The organism is Streptomyces aurantiaciflavus (assembly GCF_049808595.1).
Classification (GTDB): domain Bacteria; phylum Actinomycetota; class Actinomycetes; order Streptomycetales; family Streptomycetaceae; genus Streptomyces.
In genome coordinates, this window is sequence record NZ_JBNCAQ010000009.1 from 17957 (window position 1) to 37515 (window position 19559).

The 19559-nt window shown below is 68.5% G+C and carries 22 protein-coding genes, 1 tRNA gene and 2 pseudogenes; 8 read left to right on the top strand and 17 right to left on the bottom strand.

The features are described 5' to 3' along the window. Positions 1–79: 79 nt before the first annotated feature. Both ACPT94_RS12230 and ACPT94_RS12235 read right to left on the bottom strand, forming a co-directional pair. Positions 80–535, bottom strand: a complete 456-nt coding sequence (locus ACPT94_RS12230) for a hypothetical protein (RefSeq protein WP_425245912.1) — start codon at positions 533–535, stop codon at positions 80–82. Positions 536–752: 217 nt separating this feature from the next. After that, positions 753–1868, bottom strand: coding sequence for an ABC transporter ATP-binding protein (locus ACPT94_RS12235; RefSeq protein WP_425245807.1), 1116 nt, complete (start codon positions 1866–1868; stop codon positions 753–755). Between the two features lie 207 nt (positions 1869–2075). Here ACPT94_RS12235 and ACPT94_RS12240 point away from each other — a divergent pair. Then, positions 2076–2148: transfer RNA gene (locus tag ACPT94_RS12240), tRNA-Thr, on the top strand. Between the two features lie 78 nt (positions 2149–2226). Here ACPT94_RS12240 and ACPT94_RS12245 read toward each other — a convergent pair. The 12 genes from ACPT94_RS12245 to ACPT94_RS12300 form a co-directional block, all read right to left on the bottom strand. Then, complete coding sequence (locus ACPT94_RS12245; protein WP_425245808.1) at positions 2227–3366, bottom strand: site-specific integrase; 1140 nt, start codon at positions 3364–3366, stop codon at positions 2227–2229. Continuing rightward, a complete protein-coding gene (locus ACPT94_RS12250) occupies positions 3366–3566 on the bottom strand; it encodes a helix-turn-helix domain-containing protein (protein WP_358985224.1) in 201 nt (66 codons plus the stop codon). Before ACPT94_RS12250 ends, ACPT94_RS12245 begins: the two co-directional genes overlap by 1 nt. Before the next feature lie 451 nt (positions 3567–4017). After that, entirely contained in the window at positions 4018–5490 is a 1473-nt protein-coding gene (locus ACPT94_RS12255) for an ATP-binding protein (RefSeq protein WP_425245809.1), read from the bottom strand. 2 nt (positions 5491–5492) lie between these two features. Then, the gene (locus ACPT94_RS12260) at positions 5493–6326 is read right to left on the bottom strand and encodes a bifunctional DNA primase/polymerase (protein ID WP_425245810.1); all 834 of its coding nucleotides are present in this window, start codon (positions 6324–6326) and stop codon (positions 5493–5495) included. Then, positions 6323–7207, bottom strand: a complete 885-nt coding sequence (locus ACPT94_RS12265; RefSeq protein ID WP_425245811.1) for a deazapurine DNA modification protein DpdA family protein — start codon at positions 7205–7207, stop codon at positions 6323–6325. The genes ACPT94_RS12260 and ACPT94_RS12265 overlap by 4 nt, the downstream gene beginning before the upstream one ends. Before the next feature lie 89 nt (positions 7208–7296). Beyond that, on the bottom strand, positions 7297–7767 hold the full coding sequence (locus ACPT94_RS12270) for a hypothetical protein (RefSeq protein WP_425245812.1): 471 nt from the start codon (positions 7765–7767) through the stop codon (positions 7297–7299). 204 nt (positions 7768–7971) lie between these two features. Further along, the gene (locus ACPT94_RS12275) at positions 7972–10089 is read right to left on the bottom strand and encodes an FtsK/SpoIIIE domain-containing protein (RefSeq protein WP_425245813.1); all 2118 of its coding nucleotides are present in this window, start codon (positions 10087–10089) and stop codon (positions 7972–7974) included. An 86-nt stretch (positions 10090–10175) separates the two neighbouring features. Then, entirely contained in the window at positions 10176–10496 is a 321-nt protein-coding gene (locus tag ACPT94_RS12280; protein ID WP_425245814.1) for a hypothetical protein, read from the bottom strand. Continuing rightward, entirely contained in the window at positions 10487–10804 is a 318-nt protein-coding gene (locus tag ACPT94_RS12285; protein ID WP_425245815.1) for a hypothetical protein, read from the bottom strand. Before ACPT94_RS12285 ends, ACPT94_RS12280 begins: the two co-directional genes overlap by 10 nt. Positions 10805–10806: 2 nt before the next feature. Then, positions 10807–11154 (bottom strand): RRQRL motif-containing zinc-binding protein, encoded by a 348-nt coding sequence (locus ACPT94_RS12290; RefSeq protein ID WP_425245816.1) that lies wholly within the window; start codon positions 11152–11154, stop codon positions 10807–10809. Beyond that, positions 11154–12008 carry a protein spdB gene (locus ACPT94_RS12295; RefSeq protein WP_425245817.1) on the bottom strand — a complete coding sequence of 285 codons (855 nt, stop codon included), beginning with the start codon at positions 12006–12008 and terminating at the stop codon, positions 11154–11156. Before ACPT94_RS12295 ends, ACPT94_RS12290 begins: the two co-directional genes overlap by 1 nt. Continuing rightward, on the bottom strand, positions 12005–12274 hold the full coding sequence (locus ACPT94_RS12300; protein ID WP_425245818.1) for a DUF6284 family protein: 270 nt from the start codon (positions 12272–12274) through the stop codon (positions 12005–12007). The genes ACPT94_RS12295 and ACPT94_RS12300 overlap by 4 nt, the downstream gene beginning before the upstream one ends. 468 nt (positions 12275–12742) lie before the next feature. On the opposite strand from ACPT94_RS12300, the gene ACPT94_RS12305 reads away from it, so the two are divergent. Genes ACPT94_RS12305 through ACPT94_RS12315 form a run of 3 tightly spaced genes read left to right on the top strand, consistent with a single transcriptional unit; the run spans position 12743 to position 14590 of the window. After that, positions 12743–13552 carry a GntR family transcriptional regulator gene (locus ACPT94_RS12305; RefSeq protein WP_425245819.1) on the top strand — a complete coding sequence of 270 codons (810 nt, stop codon included), beginning with the start codon at positions 12743–12745 and terminating at the stop codon, positions 13550–13552. After that, complete coding sequence (locus tag ACPT94_RS12310; protein ID WP_425245820.1) at positions 13545–13931, top strand: hypothetical protein; 387 nt, start codon at positions 13545–13547, stop codon at positions 13929–13931. Before ACPT94_RS12305 ends, ACPT94_RS12310 begins: the two co-directional genes overlap by 8 nt. Further along, complete coding sequence (locus ACPT94_RS12315) at positions 13931–14590, top strand: YdcF family protein (protein WP_425245821.1); 660 nt, start codon at positions 13931–13933, stop codon at positions 14588–14590. The genes ACPT94_RS12310 and ACPT94_RS12315 overlap by 1 nt, the downstream gene beginning before the upstream one ends. 353 nt (positions 14591–14943) lie before the next feature. Here the strand turns inward: ACPT94_RS12315 and ACPT94_RS12320 are convergent, their stop codons facing one another. From ACPT94_RS12320 to ACPT94_RS12330, 3 genes and pseudogenes are all read right to left on the bottom strand, one after another. Beyond that, positions 14944–15405, bottom strand: a complete 462-nt coding sequence (locus ACPT94_RS12320) for a hypothetical protein (RefSeq protein ID WP_425245822.1) — start codon at positions 15403–15405, stop codon at positions 14944–14946. 3 nt (positions 15406–15408) lie between these two features. Then, positions 15409–15942, bottom strand: coding sequence for a hypothetical protein (locus ACPT94_RS12325; protein ID WP_425245823.1), 534 nt, complete (start codon positions 15940–15942; stop codon positions 15409–15411). Positions 15943–16687: 745 nt separating this feature from the next. Further along, positions 16688–16956: pseudogene (locus ACPT94_RS12330) on the bottom strand (tyrosine-type recombinase/integrase); the annotation flags it as partial. 549 nt (positions 16957–17505) lie between these two features. On the opposite strand from ACPT94_RS12330, the pseudogene ACPT94_RS12335 reads away from it, so the two are divergent. The 4 genes and pseudogenes from ACPT94_RS12335 to ACPT94_RS12350 all read left to right on the top strand — a co-directional run. Continuing rightward, a pseudogene (locus ACPT94_RS12335) lies at positions 17506–17640 on the top strand (NUDIX domain-containing protein); the annotation flags it as partial. Between the two features lie 94 nt (positions 17641–17734). After that, positions 17735–17947, top strand: coding sequence for an NUDIX hydrolase (locus tag ACPT94_RS12340; RefSeq protein ID WP_360334742.1), 213 nt, complete (start codon positions 17735–17737; stop codon positions 17945–17947). Between the two features lie 101 nt (positions 17948–18048). Continuing rightward, on the top strand, positions 18049–18396 hold the full coding sequence (locus tag ACPT94_RS12345) for an ASCH domain-containing protein (RefSeq protein ID WP_360334106.1): 348 nt from the start codon (positions 18049–18051) through the stop codon (positions 18394–18396). A gap of 669 nt (positions 18397–19065) precedes the next feature. Further along, the gene (locus ACPT94_RS12350) at positions 19066–19551 is read left to right on the top strand and encodes a hypothetical protein (RefSeq protein WP_360334109.1); all 486 of its coding nucleotides are present in this window, start codon (positions 19066–19068) and stop codon (positions 19549–19551) included. Positions 19552–19559 lie beyond the last annotated feature (8 nt).

Consider the following 19559-nt stretch of genomic DNA (forward strand, 5'->3'; position numbering starts at 1 on the left):
TTTGGTCATGGGGCCCCGGCGCGGGGGGGGGGGGCCGGGGGGGGGCGGCCCCCCGGGGGGGGGGGGCCCCCCCACGACCTCAGTTGTGCGCGGCCAGGACGCCCGAGGCGAAGGCGGTGTCGCAGACGGGGCGGGCGTAGGACTGGGCGCGGGAGGCGCCGTAGGCGCGGACGGCGGCGCGGCCCAGGTCGCGGGCGATGGAGGCGCAGTACTTCGCCAGGGACGGCTTGCCGTTCACCGCGGCCTGGAGGTGGGTCAGGGCGGTGCCCGGGTCCTTCTCCTGGAGCTCGGTCAGCAGCTGGTCGCGCAGGACGTCCTGCGGTGCCCGGGCTGCGCCGTGCGAGGTGCGGTGCGCGGTGGAGACGTCGGCGGCGGTGAGCACCGAGTCGGAGGAGGGGTTCCCCGTCCAGTTGACCCGGGTGACCGCGAGGGTCCCCGAGAGCACCATGACGACGGGCAGGACGAGGGCGAGGGAGCGGCCGACCCGCCGGGCGGGACCCCGGCCGCGTCGCGTCTGGGGGGTGGAGTGCTTCACGGAGTGCTTCACGCGTGTGAGGGTAGCGCGAGGTAATCATGCAGCGACGTTTAGTCACCCGGTCGGGGGATGAAGGAGTGCCCCTTTTTGGGTAGGGGTTGACGCTCGCTGCTCGAAACGCCCGGTGTGCCGGGGATTCGGTGACAACGAGAAGGGCCCCGCAGCAACCAGCGGGGCCCTTCTCGTCAACCGGGTGGATTCATCCCGTGCGGAGCGCTCAGTCGGAGAGGCGCGCGCCCGTCGAGGTCGAGAACACGTGGGCGCCCGTCGAGGTCGAGAACACGTGGGTCTCGCCCGCGCGCGGGACGACGTGCAGCGTGCTGCCCTTCTCCGGGACGTCACGGCCGCCGACACGGACCACGAGGTCCTTCGACTCGCCACCGACCTTGGCGGTGCCGTAGACGAAGGCGTCGGAGCCGAGCTCCTCGACCACGTTCACGGTGACCGCGACGCCCTGGTCGGAGTCGGCGCCGGCCACGTCGAAGTGCTCGGGGCGGACACCGACGGTGACCGTCTTGTCGGTGGCCGCGGAGAGCGCGTCGCGCTGCACCGGCACCACGCTGTTGCCGAACTTCACACCGCCGTCGGTGATCGGCACCTCGACCAGGTTCATCGCCGGGGAGCCGATGAAGCCGGCCACGAAGAGGTTGGCGGGCTTGTCGTACATGTTGCGGGGGGTGTCGACCTGCTGGAGCAGACCGTCCTTGAGGACCGCCACGCGGTCGCCCATCGTCAGGGCCTCGACCTGGTCGTGGGTGACGTAGACGGTGGTGATGCCCAGGCGTCGCTGCAGCGACGCGATCTGCGTACGCGTCGACACACGGAGCTTGGCGTCGAGGTTGGACAGCGGCTCGTCCATGAGGAAGACCTGCGGCTCACGCACGATGGCGCGGCCCATCGCGACACGCTGGCGCTGACCGCCGGAGAGGGCCTTCGGCTTGCGGTCCAGGTACTCGGTGAGGTCGAGGATCTTCGCGGCCTCCTCGACCTTCTGCCGGATCTCCGCCTTGTTGACGCCGGCGATCTTGAGCGCGAAGCCCATGTTGTCGGCGACCGTCATGTGCGGGTAGAGGGCGTAGTTCTGGAACACCATGGCGATGTCCCGGTCCTTGGGCGGCAGGTGCGTGACGTCGCGGTCACCGATGCGGATGGCGCCGCCGTTGACGTCCTCGAGCCCCGCGAGCATCCGGAGCGAGGTGGACTTTCCGCAACCCGACGGGCCGACCAGGACGAGGAACTCGCCGTCCGCGATCTCGATGTCGAGTGCGTCGACGGCGGGCTTGGTGGAACCCGGGTAAATCCGGGTCGCCTTGTCGAACGTGACTGTGGCCATGGCTCAGAGGCCCCCTTCTACCGGCAGGAACGTGCCGGACGATCCGTTGTAGGAAGGTGGTTGGTGTAGTCCACACGGGTGAACTGGCTCAGGACGGTACCTGGCGTTCGCCTGATCTGTCAGTACCTCGGGGCATGTGAACTTCGCGGAAATTTTCGACAGAGCACCCCCGGGAGCTGGGTACACTGCACGGGCACCTGTGTGCAGGCCTCCTTAGCTCAGCTGGTAGAGCACCGCTCTTGTAAAGCGAAGGTCGTCGGTTCGAGTCCGACAGGGGGCTCTTTGATCTAGCAGGGACAACGCCCCCACGGTCTGGGACCGTGGGGGCGTTGACGGTAGTTCTTGACGGCAGTCCCGCTTAACGGCGCCGCTTGAGCAGCCGATCCATGTGGCCCATGGCCTCCCGCCGGTGGTCGTCGCTCACGTGCGTGTAGACGTTCATGGTCACTGCGATCTGCGAGTGACCGAGGATCTCCATCACGGTGCGGGGTGCGACGCCGGCCGCGAAGAGCAGCGAGGCGCATCCGTGACGGGTGTCGTGGAGACGGACCTGCGGGAGCTTGGCGGCCTCCGAGATCCGCAGGAACGATCGGTAGAGGTTCCGGGGCTCGATCGGCCGCCCGCTGCGGGTCGTGAAGACGTGATCGCTCTCGTGCCAGTCGGCGCCGGCCGCCGCGCGGCGCTCTGCCTGCCGCATGCGCTGCCACCGGAGCGGCGCCACGCACATCAGCGGGATGGGGATCACTCGCGACCGCCGGTTCTTGGTCGTGTCGAGGTAGAGCTCCTTGCCGCCACGGTGCAGCGTGGTCCGGACGGTGAGGGTGCGCCGGTCAAGGTCGACGTCCCGCCACTGCAAGCCGAGGATCTCGCCGCGCCGCAGACCGAGGGCGACGGCGAGGACGAACGCGGTGTAGAGCGGATCCGTCCGGGCGGCCTCCAGGAACGTCAGGGTCTCGTCCAGCGACCAGGGGCGCAGCTCCCGCGGCTCGACTCGCGGCGCGGGGACGAGCTGGACGACGTTGCGGCTGATCAGTTCGTCGCGGCAGGCGGCGGTGATGGCGGTGCGCAGGACGCGGTGCGCCTCCTTCGCTGTGGCGGCCGACGACTGCGCGGTGACCTTCGAGATCATCTGCCGCACGTTCGCGGTGGTGAGCGACTCCAGGCGGCGACTGCCCAGCAGCGGCACGAGGTACAGCCGCACGTGCATCTCGTACTTCACGTAGGTCGTGCGCTTCCGGTGCGGCTTGACGTACTCCTCCAGCCAGTACGGCAGCCACTCGGAGAGCTTCGCCGACCGGGACGGCGTCGGGATGCCCTGTCGGTCGCGGCGGACGAGTTCCTGCCGCTTCTCGTCGCACTCCTCCCAGGTGGCGCCGTAGACCGTCTTGCGCTTGCGGGTGCCGTCCGGCTGCGGGACGTAGACCCGCGCCTCGAAACGCCCGTCCTTGCGCTGCCAGATGCTGCCGGCACCGTTCGGGTTCCTCTTGCGGGGTGCCATCAGGCTGCGTTCTCCTCAAGTCGGTTCTGCATGTACTTGCTGACGGCCTCCACCGGGATGCGGCGGGCACGGCCGGACGTGTAGCTCGGGAGTTCCTTGGAGCGGATGAGGTCGTAGACCTTGCTGCGGCTGAGGCGCAGGGCGGTCATGACCTCGGGGACCTTGAGCGCTTGGGGGGTCGGGGGCATGGCGGTGGTCATGCGTGGACTCCTCTGGGGGCCTTGCGGCGGTAGCGGATGCGCGTGTGTGTCCGAGGTGTGGATTTCTGCGTCACCGCGTCACCTGCGTCATTCAGGCTTCTGGCCTGCGGGTTTTGTGTGACGCAGAGGGGTGGGGGTGCGTCACGAGTGACGCAGGCCGTCCGTCACGCGTGACGCAGGTGACGCGGCGTGACGCAGCCGGGAGCGTCTGCGTCACGCCCGTATGCGCAGGTCACCTACCGTTTTCGGGGCGCCTGTGACGCGGTGACGCAGCGTTCCCCTACTTAGGAAAAAGAGAGGGCGTCTGTGGTGATGTGCCGCGGCTCAGGGAGTGAAGAAGGAGCCGCTTCGCGGCGCGTCCATCGCAGGGCGGCGGTGCCGCCGAACAGCAAGAGGAGCACGCCTGGCCGGTGGTGCTCCTCTTGCTCGTGCGGTCGGGCGGCGGTGCCGGTCATAACGTCTGCTGTTCGTGCGGGGGCGTGGCGGGCGAGCGGGTCATCTCGATGTAGCGGCCGTCCCTGGTGCGGCCCGAGTCGATGAGGACGCCCCGGGCGGCGAGGGTCGGCTGGAGGCGCTTGAGCCGGTCGGAGAGGACTTTGCCGGTGGTCGGCCAGCCCTTGGGCAGGGGACGGAAGTCCTCGCCCGTGTAGAGGCGAGTGAGGCAGTGCAGCCACTCCGTGGAAGTCATCCGCTGCTCAGCGCCCGGTTCGATCTCAGCGGCGTGCCTGAGGACGGTCTGCGCCAGCAAGTCCCCCTCAATGACGTCGTCGTTGAGGTCGTCCAGACTGGCCCGGTAAGCGGTGAGCGCCCCCAGCCCGGTGGCCGCGTCGAGCTGCGCGCACAGGTGCGCGAAGTCCGCCATCCGCAGATCGGTGGGCGTCTCCGCCTCAACCGCGCGGACCTTCACCGTGAGATCCAGGAGAGACCCGAGGACAACGGGCAGCACCTCCGCGTACTCCGCCCACAGTTCCGCTTCGGTGCGCCGCACCCGGGGCCGCTCCAGGCGCAGCGGCAGGAGCCGTTCGGCGAGGTCGGGGCGGATGACTCCCACGTCGATACCGGTCAGGAGCAGAGGGCGGCGGTAGCGGGCGCGGAATACGTCCCCGTCGGTGAACAGGGCGCGCTTGACGTTCTCGGCGCCGGTGACGATGCAGCACATGGCGTCGGACAGGTCCGGGGTCATGTGGGAGAGGTTGTCCAGGGCTGTGACCCATCCGGCCGCCACTGCTGCGATCAGGTTCTCTTCGTCCTTCGGGGCGCGGCGCAGGTCGCCGCTCATGCCCTCGATGATCCGTACGAGCATGCGTCCGCCGGTGGACTTGCCGGCGCCCTGGGGCCCGGTGAGGAACGGGGCGGGGACGGGCACGGACGGTCCCAAACAGCCGATCAGCCAGGCGATGGCCAGGCACTCGGTCTCGGCGTTGGCGAAGTTGCACAGCCTCAGCAGGAGATCGATGCCCTTGCCGTCGGTGTCCTTGGCGGGCAGGGGGAGTTCACCGGTGAGCTGGGTGCGCCGCCAGCACACCTCACGCGGGTCGGGGGTGAGCACGTCCCAGCCGGTGGGGTGGATGCGGACGGACTGCCCGTCACTGCGGCCCAGGTCCAGCCACGTCGCCCCGTCGAATCCGGGGGCGACGCGGATGTGGACGGGCTGCACGTCCTCCGTGAGTGCGAGTGCTTCGATCAGGTCCAGTGCCTCCTTGAGCGCGGTGCCGTTGAACACCCCGAGACCGTCCCTGAACAGGCCGACCATAAGTTCCTGGCGGTGACTTCCCGTCGTGCCCTGGGAGCGGATCGGCCGCGCGACGGGGTGGCCGTTCCTCTGCGCGTACACGGTGCCGTCTGCGGTGCGGAAGTACCGGAAGTGCGCCCGCGCGTAGTCGGTGATGATCTCGCGGGCGGGGTTCTTCTCGTCGTCGGACATGGTCACAGTCCCAACCTGGTCAGGGCGTTGGTCCACGCGTCGGTGCAGTGCCGGGGGGATTCGCCCTTGGCCTGCGCGGCGGTGAACAAACGACCGATGTGGGCGTCGGTGAGGCAGCCGCACCGGCCGTGCGTGGACAGCACGGCGAGGAACGTGCGGTACACGGTCGCGTGGATGGCGCTACGGGCTTCGGTGATGCGCTGCTCGGCCATGGCGATGCCACGTTCCAAATAGGCGGGCGTACGGTGGCGGCACTCCCCCTGACCGCTCCTCAGCGCTGTGAGCGTCTGTGGCGCCCTGCGAGCCGTGGACGGGTCCTTTACTGCCAGCGCGCGCACAGCGTCCGGGAGGGCGGCTGTGGAGCCGGTGCCGGGACCGAGCCAACGGGCGTAAGCCATCGTGGACTTGATGTCGACGCCGGGGCGGACAGTGTTCACGGACCGCGTGACACCCTGGTAGATCCAGTGCTCCCCCCGTGTTGTCGGCACAGTGCGTGTGGCCGGGAGGGTGGCGCGGGCCCATGCGACGGCCGCCGCGTCGTCCAGGTCGACCACGGTCACGCCGGCGCCGCCCGGGTGGTACGCGACGGCGGCGGCCCGACGCCACGCGGACGCCCATGCCGGGGAGGTGAGGACGTGCGGGTCGGTGGTGGCGGCAGCCCACGCGTGGCAGACGCCGGGGCAGCGGCAGGGGCCGGGGTTCTTCATGTTCGGCCGTCCGCCGCACGCGTTGCCGGCGCAGTCCGGGCAGTTGCCGAACGGCACCTTGCCCGCCCGCAGGGGCAGGGGCGGGATTCCGTTTGCGGCGAGGCTCAGGGCGGTGTGCAGGAGATTCATGCGGCGCTCCGGTCGGTCAGGAGCATCTGGCCGTGGGTGGGGATGGCGTTGATGACGCGCTCGCGCCACAGCAGGGCGTAGTCGATGCAGTTCGCGCAGTTCTTATGGGTGTGGCCAGGCAGCGGCGGCCGGCGGCGGGCGTGGGAGCTCCAGGCCGCGGAGTCCGCGGAGGCCAACAGGTGACCGACGCGTTCCAGACCGAGAATTTTGAAGCCGAAGCCGTGGAGGCGGAAGCCGTGCGCGGCCATGGCGGTGACGATGGCGGCGCCCTGGCGGGTGGACTGCAACCGGCACACCGAGCCCAGCCCGACGACCGGTTCGGCCCGCAGGTCGACACCGGCCCGCTCGTACAGCTCCACACACCGCTCGTACTCGGGGATGCTGCGGCCCTGGAGCACGGGAGCGATGCGCAGGTCCGGGGCGAGGGAGCGCAGTTCAAGGAAGTTGGCCACCGTGCGCCGCTGGTGCTCGACAACGCTGAGGTGGGTGCCGATGAAGTGCTGTCCGTTGAAGGTGCCGCCGTGAATGATGGCGTCCTCGCACATCCAGTCCTGCGGGGCGGCCCAGTCGTAGGGGCCGACGTGTTCCCAGATGCGGCGCAGGTCATCGACGTACTTGCGGGGCGAACGGGTCCAGGCGCCCTTGTCCTTGAGCTCCATGAAGCCGCCGGAGTCGATGGCGTAGGGGCCGCGGGCTTCGTCCCACTTGATGGCGCGGTCGAAGTGCTCGGACTTCAAGAACAGCGGCACATCGGTGAGACGCAGCCAGTGCCGTTTGTGCGTGGTCAGGTAGAACCGCATCCCGCTCGCCGCGGGAGCTCCCGGGAGCAGGGTGCGAACGGCCGGGGGTAAGGCTCGCCCGATGGTGGTGGGTTGCGTCATGCTGGATGACCTCCAACAGGTCAGTTGTTGGCTGGTTGGCAAGGGCGGCCCCGGTTCTTGGCGGAATGAAGGGGCCGCCCTTGGCGTAGCTACTGGTAGAAGCGGTTGCGCTTGATGACGGCCTTGCGGATGTTGACCGTGGTCCCGCTCTCGCCGTGGCTGCGTGCGCTGAAGATCTGGACGGCGATCCATCCGCCGAAGATGACGGCGGCGAGGGTGATGAGCTGGGTGATGAGGGCGGTGAGCGCGGTGATGAAGGTGGTCAGCAGGAGCAGTCCGCCGCACACGGCGGCGAACCCGACGCCTCCGAGGGCGACGTTCACCGCCGCGCGGGAGACGGCCGGCTTGGCGACGACCGGTTCCGGCTTGGCCGGCTCGATGGCGTAGCCGGTGACGACACGGCCGTCCGGGAGGACGACGCTCGCGACCGTCGGCACGGCGTGCGGCTGGAGGGGAACGAGTGGCGCCGCATACGGGGCCACGGTGGGGGTGATCGGGGTGGGCTGTTGGACTTCCGGACCCCGTAAGGCGGGCGCCCGGTCGGTCTCCTCGGAGTACATGCGGAATCCCTTCGGGTGACGGTGCAGGGAGGCGGGACCACCCCCTGCGGGGTGGCGTGTGGAGGGGGTTTCGGGTGCGCTGACCTGCGTGCCTCCCTGACTCCCTGACTGATCATTCGTGCAGGTCAGGGCCAGGGAGGCGGGCCAGGGAGCCCTTCAGGGAGTTCTCCCTGCCTCCCTGGCCCGGGGAGGGGTCGCCTCCCTCTACTCGGAGACGGAAGCGGAACCGTCGCCGTCGCGGTTGGCGAGCGCGCGCAGGACGCGGTCGCGGGCGACGACCATGCGGCCGTCGGACTTGTAGGGCTCCGCGCCGTGCGCGTCCAGGACGCGCTTGAGGTCACCGTTCGTCCAGGTGCCGTAGGCGTCCTCGTTGAGCGCGGCAAGCCGCTTGAGGACGTCGGTGGTTGGTACCCGTGCCGCGTCGCCGAGGGCGGCGGCGATGTCGGCGAGCGGGTCACGCTCCTCGCCCCGCTCGATGGCGTGCAGGGTGGTGACCCCGTCGCGCAGCGCCTTCGCCCGCTCCGCGATCACGTGCGCATCATCTGTGCTGATGTAGTGCGTCCGGACCGTGATGGACGCCTGTCCGGCGGGGATCTCGATGCCGTCGGAGGCGACCACGACGGTGCCCTTGTCCAGGCCGGGGCGCAGCAGGTTCGGTGCGGCGCCGCCGTCGACCGCCTTGTCACCGAGCGCCATGCGTGCCTGTGACTCGGTGCCCAGGGCGAGCGAGGCACGGGTGTGGGCGCCCTCACGGACCAGCTTGGGGAGGTTCTGGTCGGTGGGGTCCTGGGTGCCCTGCCACATCAGGACGTTGACCGCGCGGCCCTGGTTGTGGATTTTGCGGACGGCGTTGAAGTAGCGGGACTTGGCCTTCTGGCCGCCGTAGGGGCGCTTCTCGTCGTCCACGGCCGGGCACATGAACGCCACCTGTGCTTCGTCGACCAGCACGATCAGCGGCGGGAACGCGGTGCCGGGCGGGGCCACAAGACGGCGGTTCATCTCGTCGACCGCACTCTCCACCATCTCGGTCACCTCGATCACGTGCTCATCCGTCGGGCCCTGGATGAGCACATCGGCGAGTCCGTCGAACATGGCCCAGTCGCCGGCGCCCTTGAGGTCGCCCATGAGGAACTGCACCGACCGGTCGAGTGCGAGCCACAGGGCGAGCGCGCGCAGGGCGGCGGTCTTGCCCTGGTTGGAAAGCCCCGTGATCAGGAAGTGCCGCTGAAAGAGGCTGATGGCGGCGGCGTCCCCGCGCAGGTCCTGGCCCCACGGGGCGCGGCCCTTGGCGTAATCCCCGGTCAGCGTCTCGTCCGTGACCAGCGGCGACGGGCCGATCGGCTCGTCCAGCGCACCCGAGTCCGCGACCCACAGCCGCACCGTGCGGGCGGCGGTCGGGATGGTGATGAACACTTCGTGCTCGTGCCGGGACAGGTTCTCGGCGAGCTTGCGCCGCCGCTGCTGGATCTCGTTCGTCGACACCCCCGAGGGGAGGGTGACGTCGACTTCCACCCCGCATCCGGCGATCACGATGGGGGACAACATGGACGCGCCGGCGTCGCCCATTTCCTTGATGGCGTTGCGCATGGCCGGGATACCCAGGTCGCGCAGGGCCTTGACCACGATGGACGGGGTGATCGGCTCACCCTCGCCGTTGCGGACCCGGTCCGGCATGACCCACGCCGGGGCGGCCTGCTGCTTGCTGCCAACCGCCCACAGGGCGAGCAGGGCGAAGAACGGGCCCAGGGTGACCAGCGGCCCCCACACCACAGACACGATAGTGATCATCAGGCGGATGAACTCAATGACCGCCATGACCGGGGTGATGACGTCCGTGACGTCCTTGTTCGCGATGGCCAGCACGACCCCGAGGGCGACCAGGGATCCGATGCCCATGCCGGTGCCGACCAGGGCGCCCTTGGCCGCGTCCACCGGGGAGTGGAGCAGGTCCATCCGGCGGCGGTGGCGTGCCTCGCGGAAGCGCTGCCCGCGCTCCTCCCACTCCATCGCGGCCTCATAGTTCCCCGCGGCTTCCGCCGCGCGCAGGTTGCGCTCATAGCGGGCGGCGGTGCGGCCGTCCCAGGCACGGCGGGCCACGATCCGCGCCCCGCCGGCCACGTAGAGGGTGTGCCGGACGGCCGCACGCGCGGCGGTCTTCGTGCGGTCGTGCGTGGCGGCCGTCTTCACCGCGCGCCCGGAGCGCACCCACAGCGGGACGGGCGCGGGCGGGGCGGGGTCGGGGACCACGGTCAACGTGGTCACGGCGGCGGGTTCGGTGGACGGGTCGGTGTTCTTGTGCAGGTGCACGACGGTGTCACCCATGACGGGAGCACTCCTGACTGCCCCGATTGGGGCGGGAAGTTGAGGGGCCCCCGCCGCAACCGGGGCGGGCGGGGGCGGGGGGTGGTTCAGGCGCCGTGACGGGCGCGGTTCTCCGCGTGGCTGAGCTGGGAGGGCTCGGTGCGCGGGCCGTCCAGCCAGCAGAACGGGCGGATACCGTCGGCCGCCTTGAACACGCGGATGGCCGTACCGGGCGCGGCGTGCGGGAGGGCGTAGACGCGTCCGCCGTTGAGGGAGGCGAGCAGGCGGGCGCTGTGGTGCTCGCAGCCGTCCGCGCCCGCGTTGAAGCGGTCCAGCACGGTCACCACGGCCGGACCGACGCAGGGCGTGGGGTCTTCCGGGTGCGCGGCCGGGCAACGGCCGCTCGCGGGCTGCGTGTTCACCACCACCGCGACGCCTTCTTGGCGGATTTGGCGGCGGCGTACTCCCGCACGATCCGCGCCCGCTCGATGTGCAGCGCGGTGATCTCGGCCGTCAGCCGGGTGATGGCCTGCTCGGAGACGGACTCCAGCCGGTTCTCCTGCCGGGTGGTGCTCTTGCCGCGCAGGACCCGGTACGAACCCCCGGCGAGCGCCCCGAGGACGGCGCGCCGCTCGGAGCTGTTCAGGGCCCACATCTCGCCCCGGCGGACCGCCTCCAGCTTGCGGTTCGTCTTGGCTATCTCGCGGTCAATGCTGCGGGTGTCGGGCTTGCCCATGGTCAGCAACTCCTCAGGGAATCGGAGGGAGCGGGGTAGGTGCAGCCCACGCAGGCACCGAGAGACGCCGGGATGACGTATCCGGCATCGCGTCGGCACTTGGGGCAGGTACGGCGGGCGGCGTTGGCCTTAGCCAGAGCCGCCCACTTCGCGGGGGTCATGGGCCGTACCGGCTTGGCCAGGTCGATCTGGTAGAGGTAGGCGACCAGCGGCCCGCGGCGGCGGCGCGGCCGTTCGAGCTGAGCGGCCACGCCCTGCCCGCCGGGGCGCAGACCGCGCGCCCGTAGCTGGCGGCGGGTGGCGTAGCCCTCCGGGGCGAGATGCCACCGGAAGACCGGCAGCGCAGCCATCACGCCACGCGCTTCCACGCGGCCCGCAACCGGACCTCGGAGGCGGAGTGGCCGGCCGCGCGGAAGCGGGTGGCCATCTCGCGGTAGGACAGGGCCGGGGTCTCGCTGTTGCGGATCTCGTCGATCAGAGCGTCAAGCTCCGCATCCGTGAGCGCGGGTCCCGACTCCAGCGCGGGGACCGGCTCCGTGGGGCCCCACACGGGAAGCTCCCACCGGGGCGTGACGTCGGGTGTGACGCGGGCCGTCACGCTGGTCAGTGCCCTGCCGGTGTCCTCGCCCCGACGCGCGGCCTCCAGCGTCGACCACGCGTCGGCGAGCGTCTCAGCGGTCTTGGCCTGCACGCGTGCGACGCGCGCCCCTGCGGCCGTCACGGTCGTCAGCCGCGTCTCCTCTGTGGATGCTTCGGCACGCAGCCGGGCGCGGGCCACGGCCGCCTCGTCGCGGGCTTCCTGCTGGATGCCTGCGATGGCGTCCAGCGCGGCAGGGGTGAGCGCGGTGCGCTCCCACAGACCGTGCACCAGCCACAGCGCCTTCGCCGCGAGCGGCAGCCACGCCACGGCCAGCCACGCGCCGCGCGAGTGGTCGGCGGTCAGAGCGTGCGCGACCAAGACGGCGGTGGCGATCAGGCCGAACGTCCAGCCGACGGCGGTGACCGCGCGGTTGTGGTCGCCCTGCGCGGCCAGGCGGCGCTCGTAGGCGAGGGTGGCGAGCCATCCGCCGTCGATGCCGAGACCGACGACCAGGGCGACGGGCCACGGCATCGACTCGACCAGCCACATCACCACCACGGCGAGGGTGAGCACCATGGACACCGCCGTCATGGCGACGGCGGGCAGAACGGTCCTGGCCTTCACGCCGCACCGCCGGGCGCGCTCGCGTCAGCCGTGCGGTTGACCAGGTCCCGCCGCGCGGCCAGCACGCGATTCCGGGCCCGGCGGATGCGCCGCGTGTCCACCTCGTTCGCGGGGTGGTCCATGGCCTTGATCTGCGCGTCGAGCAACTCGACCTCCGCCAGGATCAGCGGAGACTCCTGCTCGATCGCGTCCAACTCCGCGAGCGTCGGCTCACGGTCGAACTCGTCGGCGGTAACAGCCACCTGAGCAGCACCGATGTGCTTCATGGGTCAGTGTTCCTCTCACACAGGAACGGCCCGAACAGCGGTCCCGGGTCTAGCCACCCGGGGCCGCGCGCCGTTGAAGGGGAAGCCGCGTAAGACACGCGACACGACCGCAGACCAGCGATCGAAGTGCCCCGGGCGAGATTCGATCCCGCGCCCTTCATGGCTGGTTGCCGGGGCTGAGGTCTTGCAAGTGGTGCAGGTGTCTCCTTCGGGAACACGAGCCCCCGTTTGTAGGCGTATGGAGACGTTGGCCTTTCGGCCTAGCCATCCGGTTGACCAGGGATCCGGTGCCCTCAGCCCGCTCTGTCCCGGGCCCCTAGCCGCACGTGGAAGGCAGCCCAAAGAGGGCCCCTCCAACTCGCTGTCCTAGGACTGCGAGCGGCCTGAGATGAAGATGGCACGCAGTCCCAGGACTGTCAACAGTCCTGGGACTGTGCTTCACTGGACGACATCGAAGGGAGTTCGGCTGTGGCACCCAAGTGGCGCGAGCTGGCGGATCGACTCGCGGAACAGATCAGGAACGGCGAGTACGCACCCGGGGCCCAGTTGCCCCAGATCAGAGACCTTGTCGAGGCTGGGGAAGGCTCCAAGTCCACCGTTCATCAGGCGTACAAGGCGCTTGAGGCTGAGGGACTGGTGACGTCGTCGCGCGGGCACGGCACGGTCGTACGCCCGCGCTCACCGCTCAAGCGGCTCGGCATCGCTCGATACGACAAGGTGAAGTGGCGCGACGGGGATGAGGTCGCGTTCATCGCTGACCGTGTCGCGTCGGGGCGCTCGTACAAGCGCAACGAGCAGACACAAACCGTGAGCCGTGTCGAGGCGAGTGGCCTCGTGGCCGAGGGTCTCGGTGTGCCAGTCGGATCCGCGGTGTACGCGCGCGCCCGCCTCGTGAAGGAAGGCACCCAGCCGACCCACTCTCTGACCAGCTACTACCGGCCCGAACACGTCGAGGGAACGCGCATCGTCGATCCCACGCCGGGGCCCGCCGGCCGTGGCGGTGGGTACCGGGTGCTGTATGACGCGGGTTACGAGATCGACCACATGAGAGAAGCCCTGTTCGCCCGCGTTCCTACAGCTGATGAGGTAAAGCTTCTACAGCTTCCAATGGGTGAACCTGTGGTGGAGCTTCACAGAACCACGTATACGGCGGATGGCACGGTGGTCGAATTCGCCGTAGGCATCCACGCGGCCTCTCGGTTCGCGTGGGAGTACGAGTTCAAGGTTCCCGATTCCGCCCGCGACCAGAAGCCAGAGGATGGAGGCCCCCGTGCCTAGTGAAGGCAAGCCGCAGCCGATCGACACAGTGGCCATCGCGACTCCCGACGACGTACCCGCCACGGACCTGTGGCTTCTGACGGACCGGCGGGAGCGCCACATGGCCAGTTTCGCCGGCCAGGCCACGGCTGACGCCAGTGCTGCCGATGCACTCGCCGCGCTCGCCCTCGGTGTTGTGATCCGGCGCAAACTTGATGACCAGGAGCAGCGCCTAGTCCTTGAGGGGCGGCGGCGCGGCGCCACGTGGGAGCAGCTTGCTGGATCCCTCAATGCGGCAGAGCCAGCACAGGTGCGAAGTGCCTTCATGGCTTGGGCCCAGCAGCTCCCAGAGGGCGAGGCGGCCGAGGCGCTGCACTACGTGGGGAACGGGACCGACTGATGATCTCGGCTCGGGCATGGCAAGACGCACGACTCATCTGGGACTACCACCAGATGCATCACGCCCTAAAGTCCTGTTCGGTCGCCATTGGCCTTGGCAGTCATGATCTGAGCGTAGCGACGGCAGCGGCCGAGGCTTATCAGGCCGGCTTGGTGCCGTTGATCGTGTTCACGGGGGCCAACAGCCCGACGACTCGGGCGCGCTTCCCGGAGGGGGAGGCCGTCGCCTATCGGAAGCATGCGCTGGAGCTGGGAGTGCCCGCCGAAGCGCTTCGGGTCGAACCACACGCCACCAATACGGGGCAGAACATCACGTATTCGCGGGAGCTCCTGACAGAAGAGGGCGTCAACGTCTCGTCGATTCTCCTTGTGTCCAAGCCGTACGAGCAGCGCCGGGCATACGCGACCACTCGCAAGCTATGGCCGGGCGTTGAAATCGTGTGCACCTCGGTCCCGATGGAGTTTTCCGAGTACGTAGACAGCATTGGTGACGGTCGACTAGTGATCGACATGCTTGTTGGCGCCCTCCAGCGACTCATGATCTACCCGCAGCAGGGGTTCATGATCGAGCAAGATGTGCCCGAGGACGTGATAGCTGCCTATGAGCGGCTGTGCCACGCGGGCTTCACGAGCCGCCTCGTGCCTGCTGACGTGGGCTAACTCCCGCTGCCCCAGGGCGTGGGTGCAGCGGCTACGACGAAGTGAAGCAACGGACCCTACCGGGCATCGTTGGCCTCGTTATTAAGTCAGGGGGACGTGGCTTCGGTGGCGTTTTGCGGACGGTGACGCTCAGGTATTCCGAGGGTTGACCTTTATGGTGCGGGCGTGTATGGATTCGGCTCAAAGGCCTGTGGCCGGACGGCAGAGACCAACGCCAGACGCTTCACACGTCAGGCGCGCCAATGCGTCGGCTGCCGTCTGCCTCTGGCCATAACTGCCTCGCCCCGATGCGGCGGGCAGGAGCCCGCCACGTCGAGGCGTAACCAGTGTGAGCGGAGAAGTGCTTGGTTTAGTTACTCAAGCTTCCCAAACGACCACCCGGTTACTTCGCAGATCCTTCCGCGCCAGTACATGCCATTTCCCGGAAGCCCTTTTTGGCCGGGCTGAAAGACTCTGGCATCGCGTAGGTGGATGAATACGGTTGTATCCCTATCGCGGATTGCGTCCTGGTATCGCGGTGCTAGTCCTTCACTTGCGGATAGCGCCGCTTCTTCTTCTGCTTTGCCCTCAAGGACGGCATCTTCCCAAGATTTGAAGAAAAGCTCCATCCCGGATGCGGGTCCCTTGTTTCCCGTTGCGTCGGCGATCTGTTGACGCATTCCGGCGAACCACAGCCAGTTCGGAATGATATTTCCGCTCACGGTTAGGCCGCCAACGGTGAGTACAACGCCCGGACCGTCTTCGTCGCCTTGCGAAGCGTTGATGATGTTCACGAGCGAAGTAAGCACGTGGTCTTGGGCGGTTACGTCGATCATTTTTTACTTGCTCCGCTCCCTCTTTGTCGGGTCCAGCGCCTCGGTCTCTGAACTGTGAGGGTCCCGCATGGCCCGCTCCTGCAGCACCCTGCGCTCAATGCGTCGGCCCACGACGGCGTCCCTGCCACTCTCCTCGTGATGCTTGATCAGCCCCACGGTGTAAGAGCGGGCAAGAGAGAGATTCGCATAGAGGGCGTGCACGCCGATTCGCGGGATGTCGTGAGGCGTGGCGGTTACCTCTGCCGCTTGCGAAAGCGAAAGATTTTCCTTTGTCTCCGACTTAGCCCGCTCCAGGCCTTCTCGAACCCATTGACGCATAAGCTGCGTAACGGGTACACCGCGCTGCGCCGCAACTTTCCGGATTTCAGACATCATGGCTTGTTCCATGCGAATGGAACGGGACACCATGGGGTAGCGCGACGGCTCCACTTCGACCTCGCTGGACTCCATGTCTGCAAGGCTGGCGGATTGGAAGTACTCCGCGAGTGACTCCAAGTCGCTTTCGCTGCGATTCGGACTCTCGTTCTCGTTGGTCATCTTCATCCCCTTCCAAACCTTTGGCGCTCACGGGGGTCCATATCGCGAGCTGTAACCACGTAGTAGGTGTTCTTGCCTCGTGGCGCGAGAAAGACGGCTAGGTGACGCCCACTGTTAGTGACACCCAACAGTGCATAGGTTTCGTTCCGAACAAGGCGCGCCCGAATGGGCTTCGTTTGGCATGCCTCCTCCACCTCGTCGGGGGACACGCCGTGCTTGGCGATGTGCTCCTCGTTCCAGTCATTCCAGATCAGCTCATCGACACGCACTCGGCGAACGTACCACGCTCGTACCCCGTTCGTACCACGTTGTGGTGCGAGGCAAACGTGCCGCGCGTGTAAATGCCCAGGTGAGTGCAGGTGTGCCTGCTGTGGCGGGGGTGGGCACTCGGTTGCGTGGCCAGGTGATCGGTGGTCCCGCAAGAAGATCATGACGGCCTCCCGTGCCAGAGCTGGTGTCCGGAGACTCGCGGCAGACCGAGTCTCGGACGCCTCGCTGACGGCACACCTTGACGGCAACATCGGTGGACGTCGCTGTATGAGGAGATGCAGCAGTGCCGATTCCGGGCCGGGCTGGATGGCTGGCATCCAGGTCTGGCCACGGGTGATCGGAACTTGTAAAGCGAAGGTCGTCGGTTCGAGTCCGACAGGGGGCTCTCTCGCTGAACAGCCCGAACGCCCCGGCCGATGATCGGTCCGGGGCGTTCGACATCCACGGGTGACATCAACCCGGGCGGTCGCTCGCGGTCGAGACGGCGCCTGAGCAGGCGATCCATGTGACTGATGGCCTCGCGCTGGGTGTCCGACGCCACGTGCGTGTAGACGTCCATCGTGATGCTGATCTGGCTGTGCCCCAGGATCTCCATCACGACGCGGGGCCGACACCGGCCGCGGCGAGGAGGGTGGCGCACCCGTGCCGGGCGTCGTGCAGACGGATGCGCCGAAGGCCGGCGGCGTCGGTGATGCGGAAGAACGACCGATTGACGTTCTGCGGGTCGACCGGGCGGCCGGGGCGGTGGTGCCCGAGCGCTCAGCGCCCACAACCGCGTGGACGACGCACTGGCGATGATCCTTGAGGCCGGGTCGATCAGTCAGACGTTGGTCCGGGCGTGCTCACCAGAGTCTGGTCAGTCGACCGCGCGCAGTATCAGCCGTACCACGGTCATGACTCCTCGCCCGATCCATCCGAGCAGTCCTGTCTCCACGGCCAGCTCGGCAGCGTCCCCGGCCACGTCCCCTCGGTCCGACTGGGAACGGCACCGGGAACAGGAACGGGGCCAACGGCGCTTTTCCGCACCACACTTCTTGCATCTCGCCATGGCCTCATTCTCTCCTTGCCTCCGGACCGTCCGTACATGCGGAGCCCTGCCCGCAGGCGGCGCAGCCGGCGCACCCCGTGCAGAACTGCTGCGGGACGCGCGGGCACGACGCAGATCGGGTTGTAGCCGGGGCCGACAACTCATCCCAGGGCAGCACACGACACCACCTAGCAGAGCACTACGAGGTGGGCACGCTCGGCTGTATGGCAGTGAGCGAGCACGGAGCGAAGATGGCGCATCCGCGCATGGCCGCGGGTGCGCTTTTCTTTGATGCCGGCGGACGCGTCCTCACGGTGGAGCCCACGTACGAGGACTACTGGGACATCCCCGGGGGCTCCGTCGAGACCGGCGAATCGCCACTGCAAGCTGCGAGCCGAGAGGTACAGGAAGAGCTCGGCATCACGCCGAAGCTCGGCCGCCTCCTGGCCGTCGACTGGGCACCCAACGCCACCGAGAGCCACCGAGAGCGACAAAGTGCTGTACCTGTTCGACGGCGGCGAGCTGGACTCGGAGACAGTGGCCGACATCCGACCGCAGGCCGAGGAGCTGAAGGGCATCACATTCGTGGCGCCGAGCGAGATCGCAGATCGCAGAATCTCACGGCTGGCCCGCCGCATCCTTGCTGCCATTGAGGCCCGAGCACAGAGCTCCCCTGTGTACCTCGAGCACGGCCAGGCGCCTGGCTAGTGCTGTGACCGGAAACGTTCGCCGGCCCGGGGCCCGGGGCCCGGGGCATCCACCGGATTGTGTGACACGGAGGGTTTGCTCGTTCCATTAGGGTGCGCCGAATGGACGACAGCACTTCCTGGCAGCACTCAACGGCGACTCAAACCCTGTACTTCCATCCTGACTATCTCGATGCAGTACGCGCCGAACAGAAGACGACCACGGTACGTTTCCGTGACCCGGTGGAGACGGGCCCGGTGATGCTGGTGTTCGAGTTGGACGACGAGGTGGCACTACCGGGTGTCGTCACGCAGGTCACTGCTAAGACGATTGCCCAGCTGAGCGAGTCGGACGCCCGAGCGGACGGCTTCCGTAATCTCGCCGAGCTTCACGACAGACTGCGGTTTCACTACCCCCAGATCGAGCCGACCGACACCATCGCCATCGTGCACTTCCGGTTGGCGAAATGAGATGAGTGACCTCAGGCATCGACTGGAGTGCCTCCCCGCATGATCACGCCGCTTCGGGACGTGGGCGGCCCCAACGCTGCTGACGCTCACTGCGGATGCGGGCGTGCTGCCCCGCCGAACGATGTGCTGCAGCTTCTGCCCCTCCTGCTCGGTCAGCCCGCGGACCCTGACCGGTAACGCCATACCGTCTCCCCATGCCAGTCGAAGTCGTCACATCCGACCAGCACAACGAGCAACCCGGCAGACCTTCCCGGTCACAGCACTAGCCACGCAGCGGCGTAGCGCAGCCAAGACGACGAGACCCCATCCCAGCGGGATAAGACTTTCCCTACGTCATCAAGGCCCGCGCACGGCGCGAGCGCGCGCCGCCTCTGCGGCGGTCGTCGGTTCCAGTCCGGCAGGGAACTCTTCTTCTCTTCCGGGTTCCGCCCGTCGTTCGTCTGTGCGGCGGGGGGTTCTGTTTCCGGGCGGGTGTTCGCCGGACTCCGCCCGGACGGCGGGTTTGCCGCCCGTGTTCTCTCCTCCGGCCGGGTGAAGTGCCCGGGGCTTGCGCCGGTCTCGCCGTGCGGCGCGTGCACGCATGTCGTGGCGCCTGCTTACTTTCGCCTGCCGCGTATCGCCAGCTGCGTACCGCCGGACGCCCACCGCCTACCGCACGGGAGCACTCGCATGCCCAACGGGACCTCACCCCCCACGCCCCAGCAGATCTTCACCGATCTCTCCGTCGCCCTCACCGGCTTCGACCGGGCCGAGCTGGCCGGCACCGGCCTGATCGGCACGTACTACGACACCCTGCTGCGGATCGTCGGTGAGCGGGAGGCCGGGCAGCTGCTGCGGGCCGCCGCGGAGGCCCTGGAGACGGACCGCAGGCACGGCGGACGTGAGGCCCTGGAGGCGGAGCTGATCGACAGCCCGCGCTTCGGGCCGGTCGTGGTCAGCCTGATCAAGCTCTGGTACCTCGGCAGCTGGTACCCGCTCTCCGGCCGGCACCGCGACGTCAACGGCTCGACCGCGGACGACGTCGAGCACGTCGTGTCCGCCCGGGGCTACCGCGAGGGCCTCGTCTGGGCCGCCGCCGGCGCCCACCCGATGGGCGCCAAGCCGCCCGGCTTCGGCTCGTGGGCCGAGCCCCCCTACCTGCCTTCGACCCTCTGAGCCCGAGG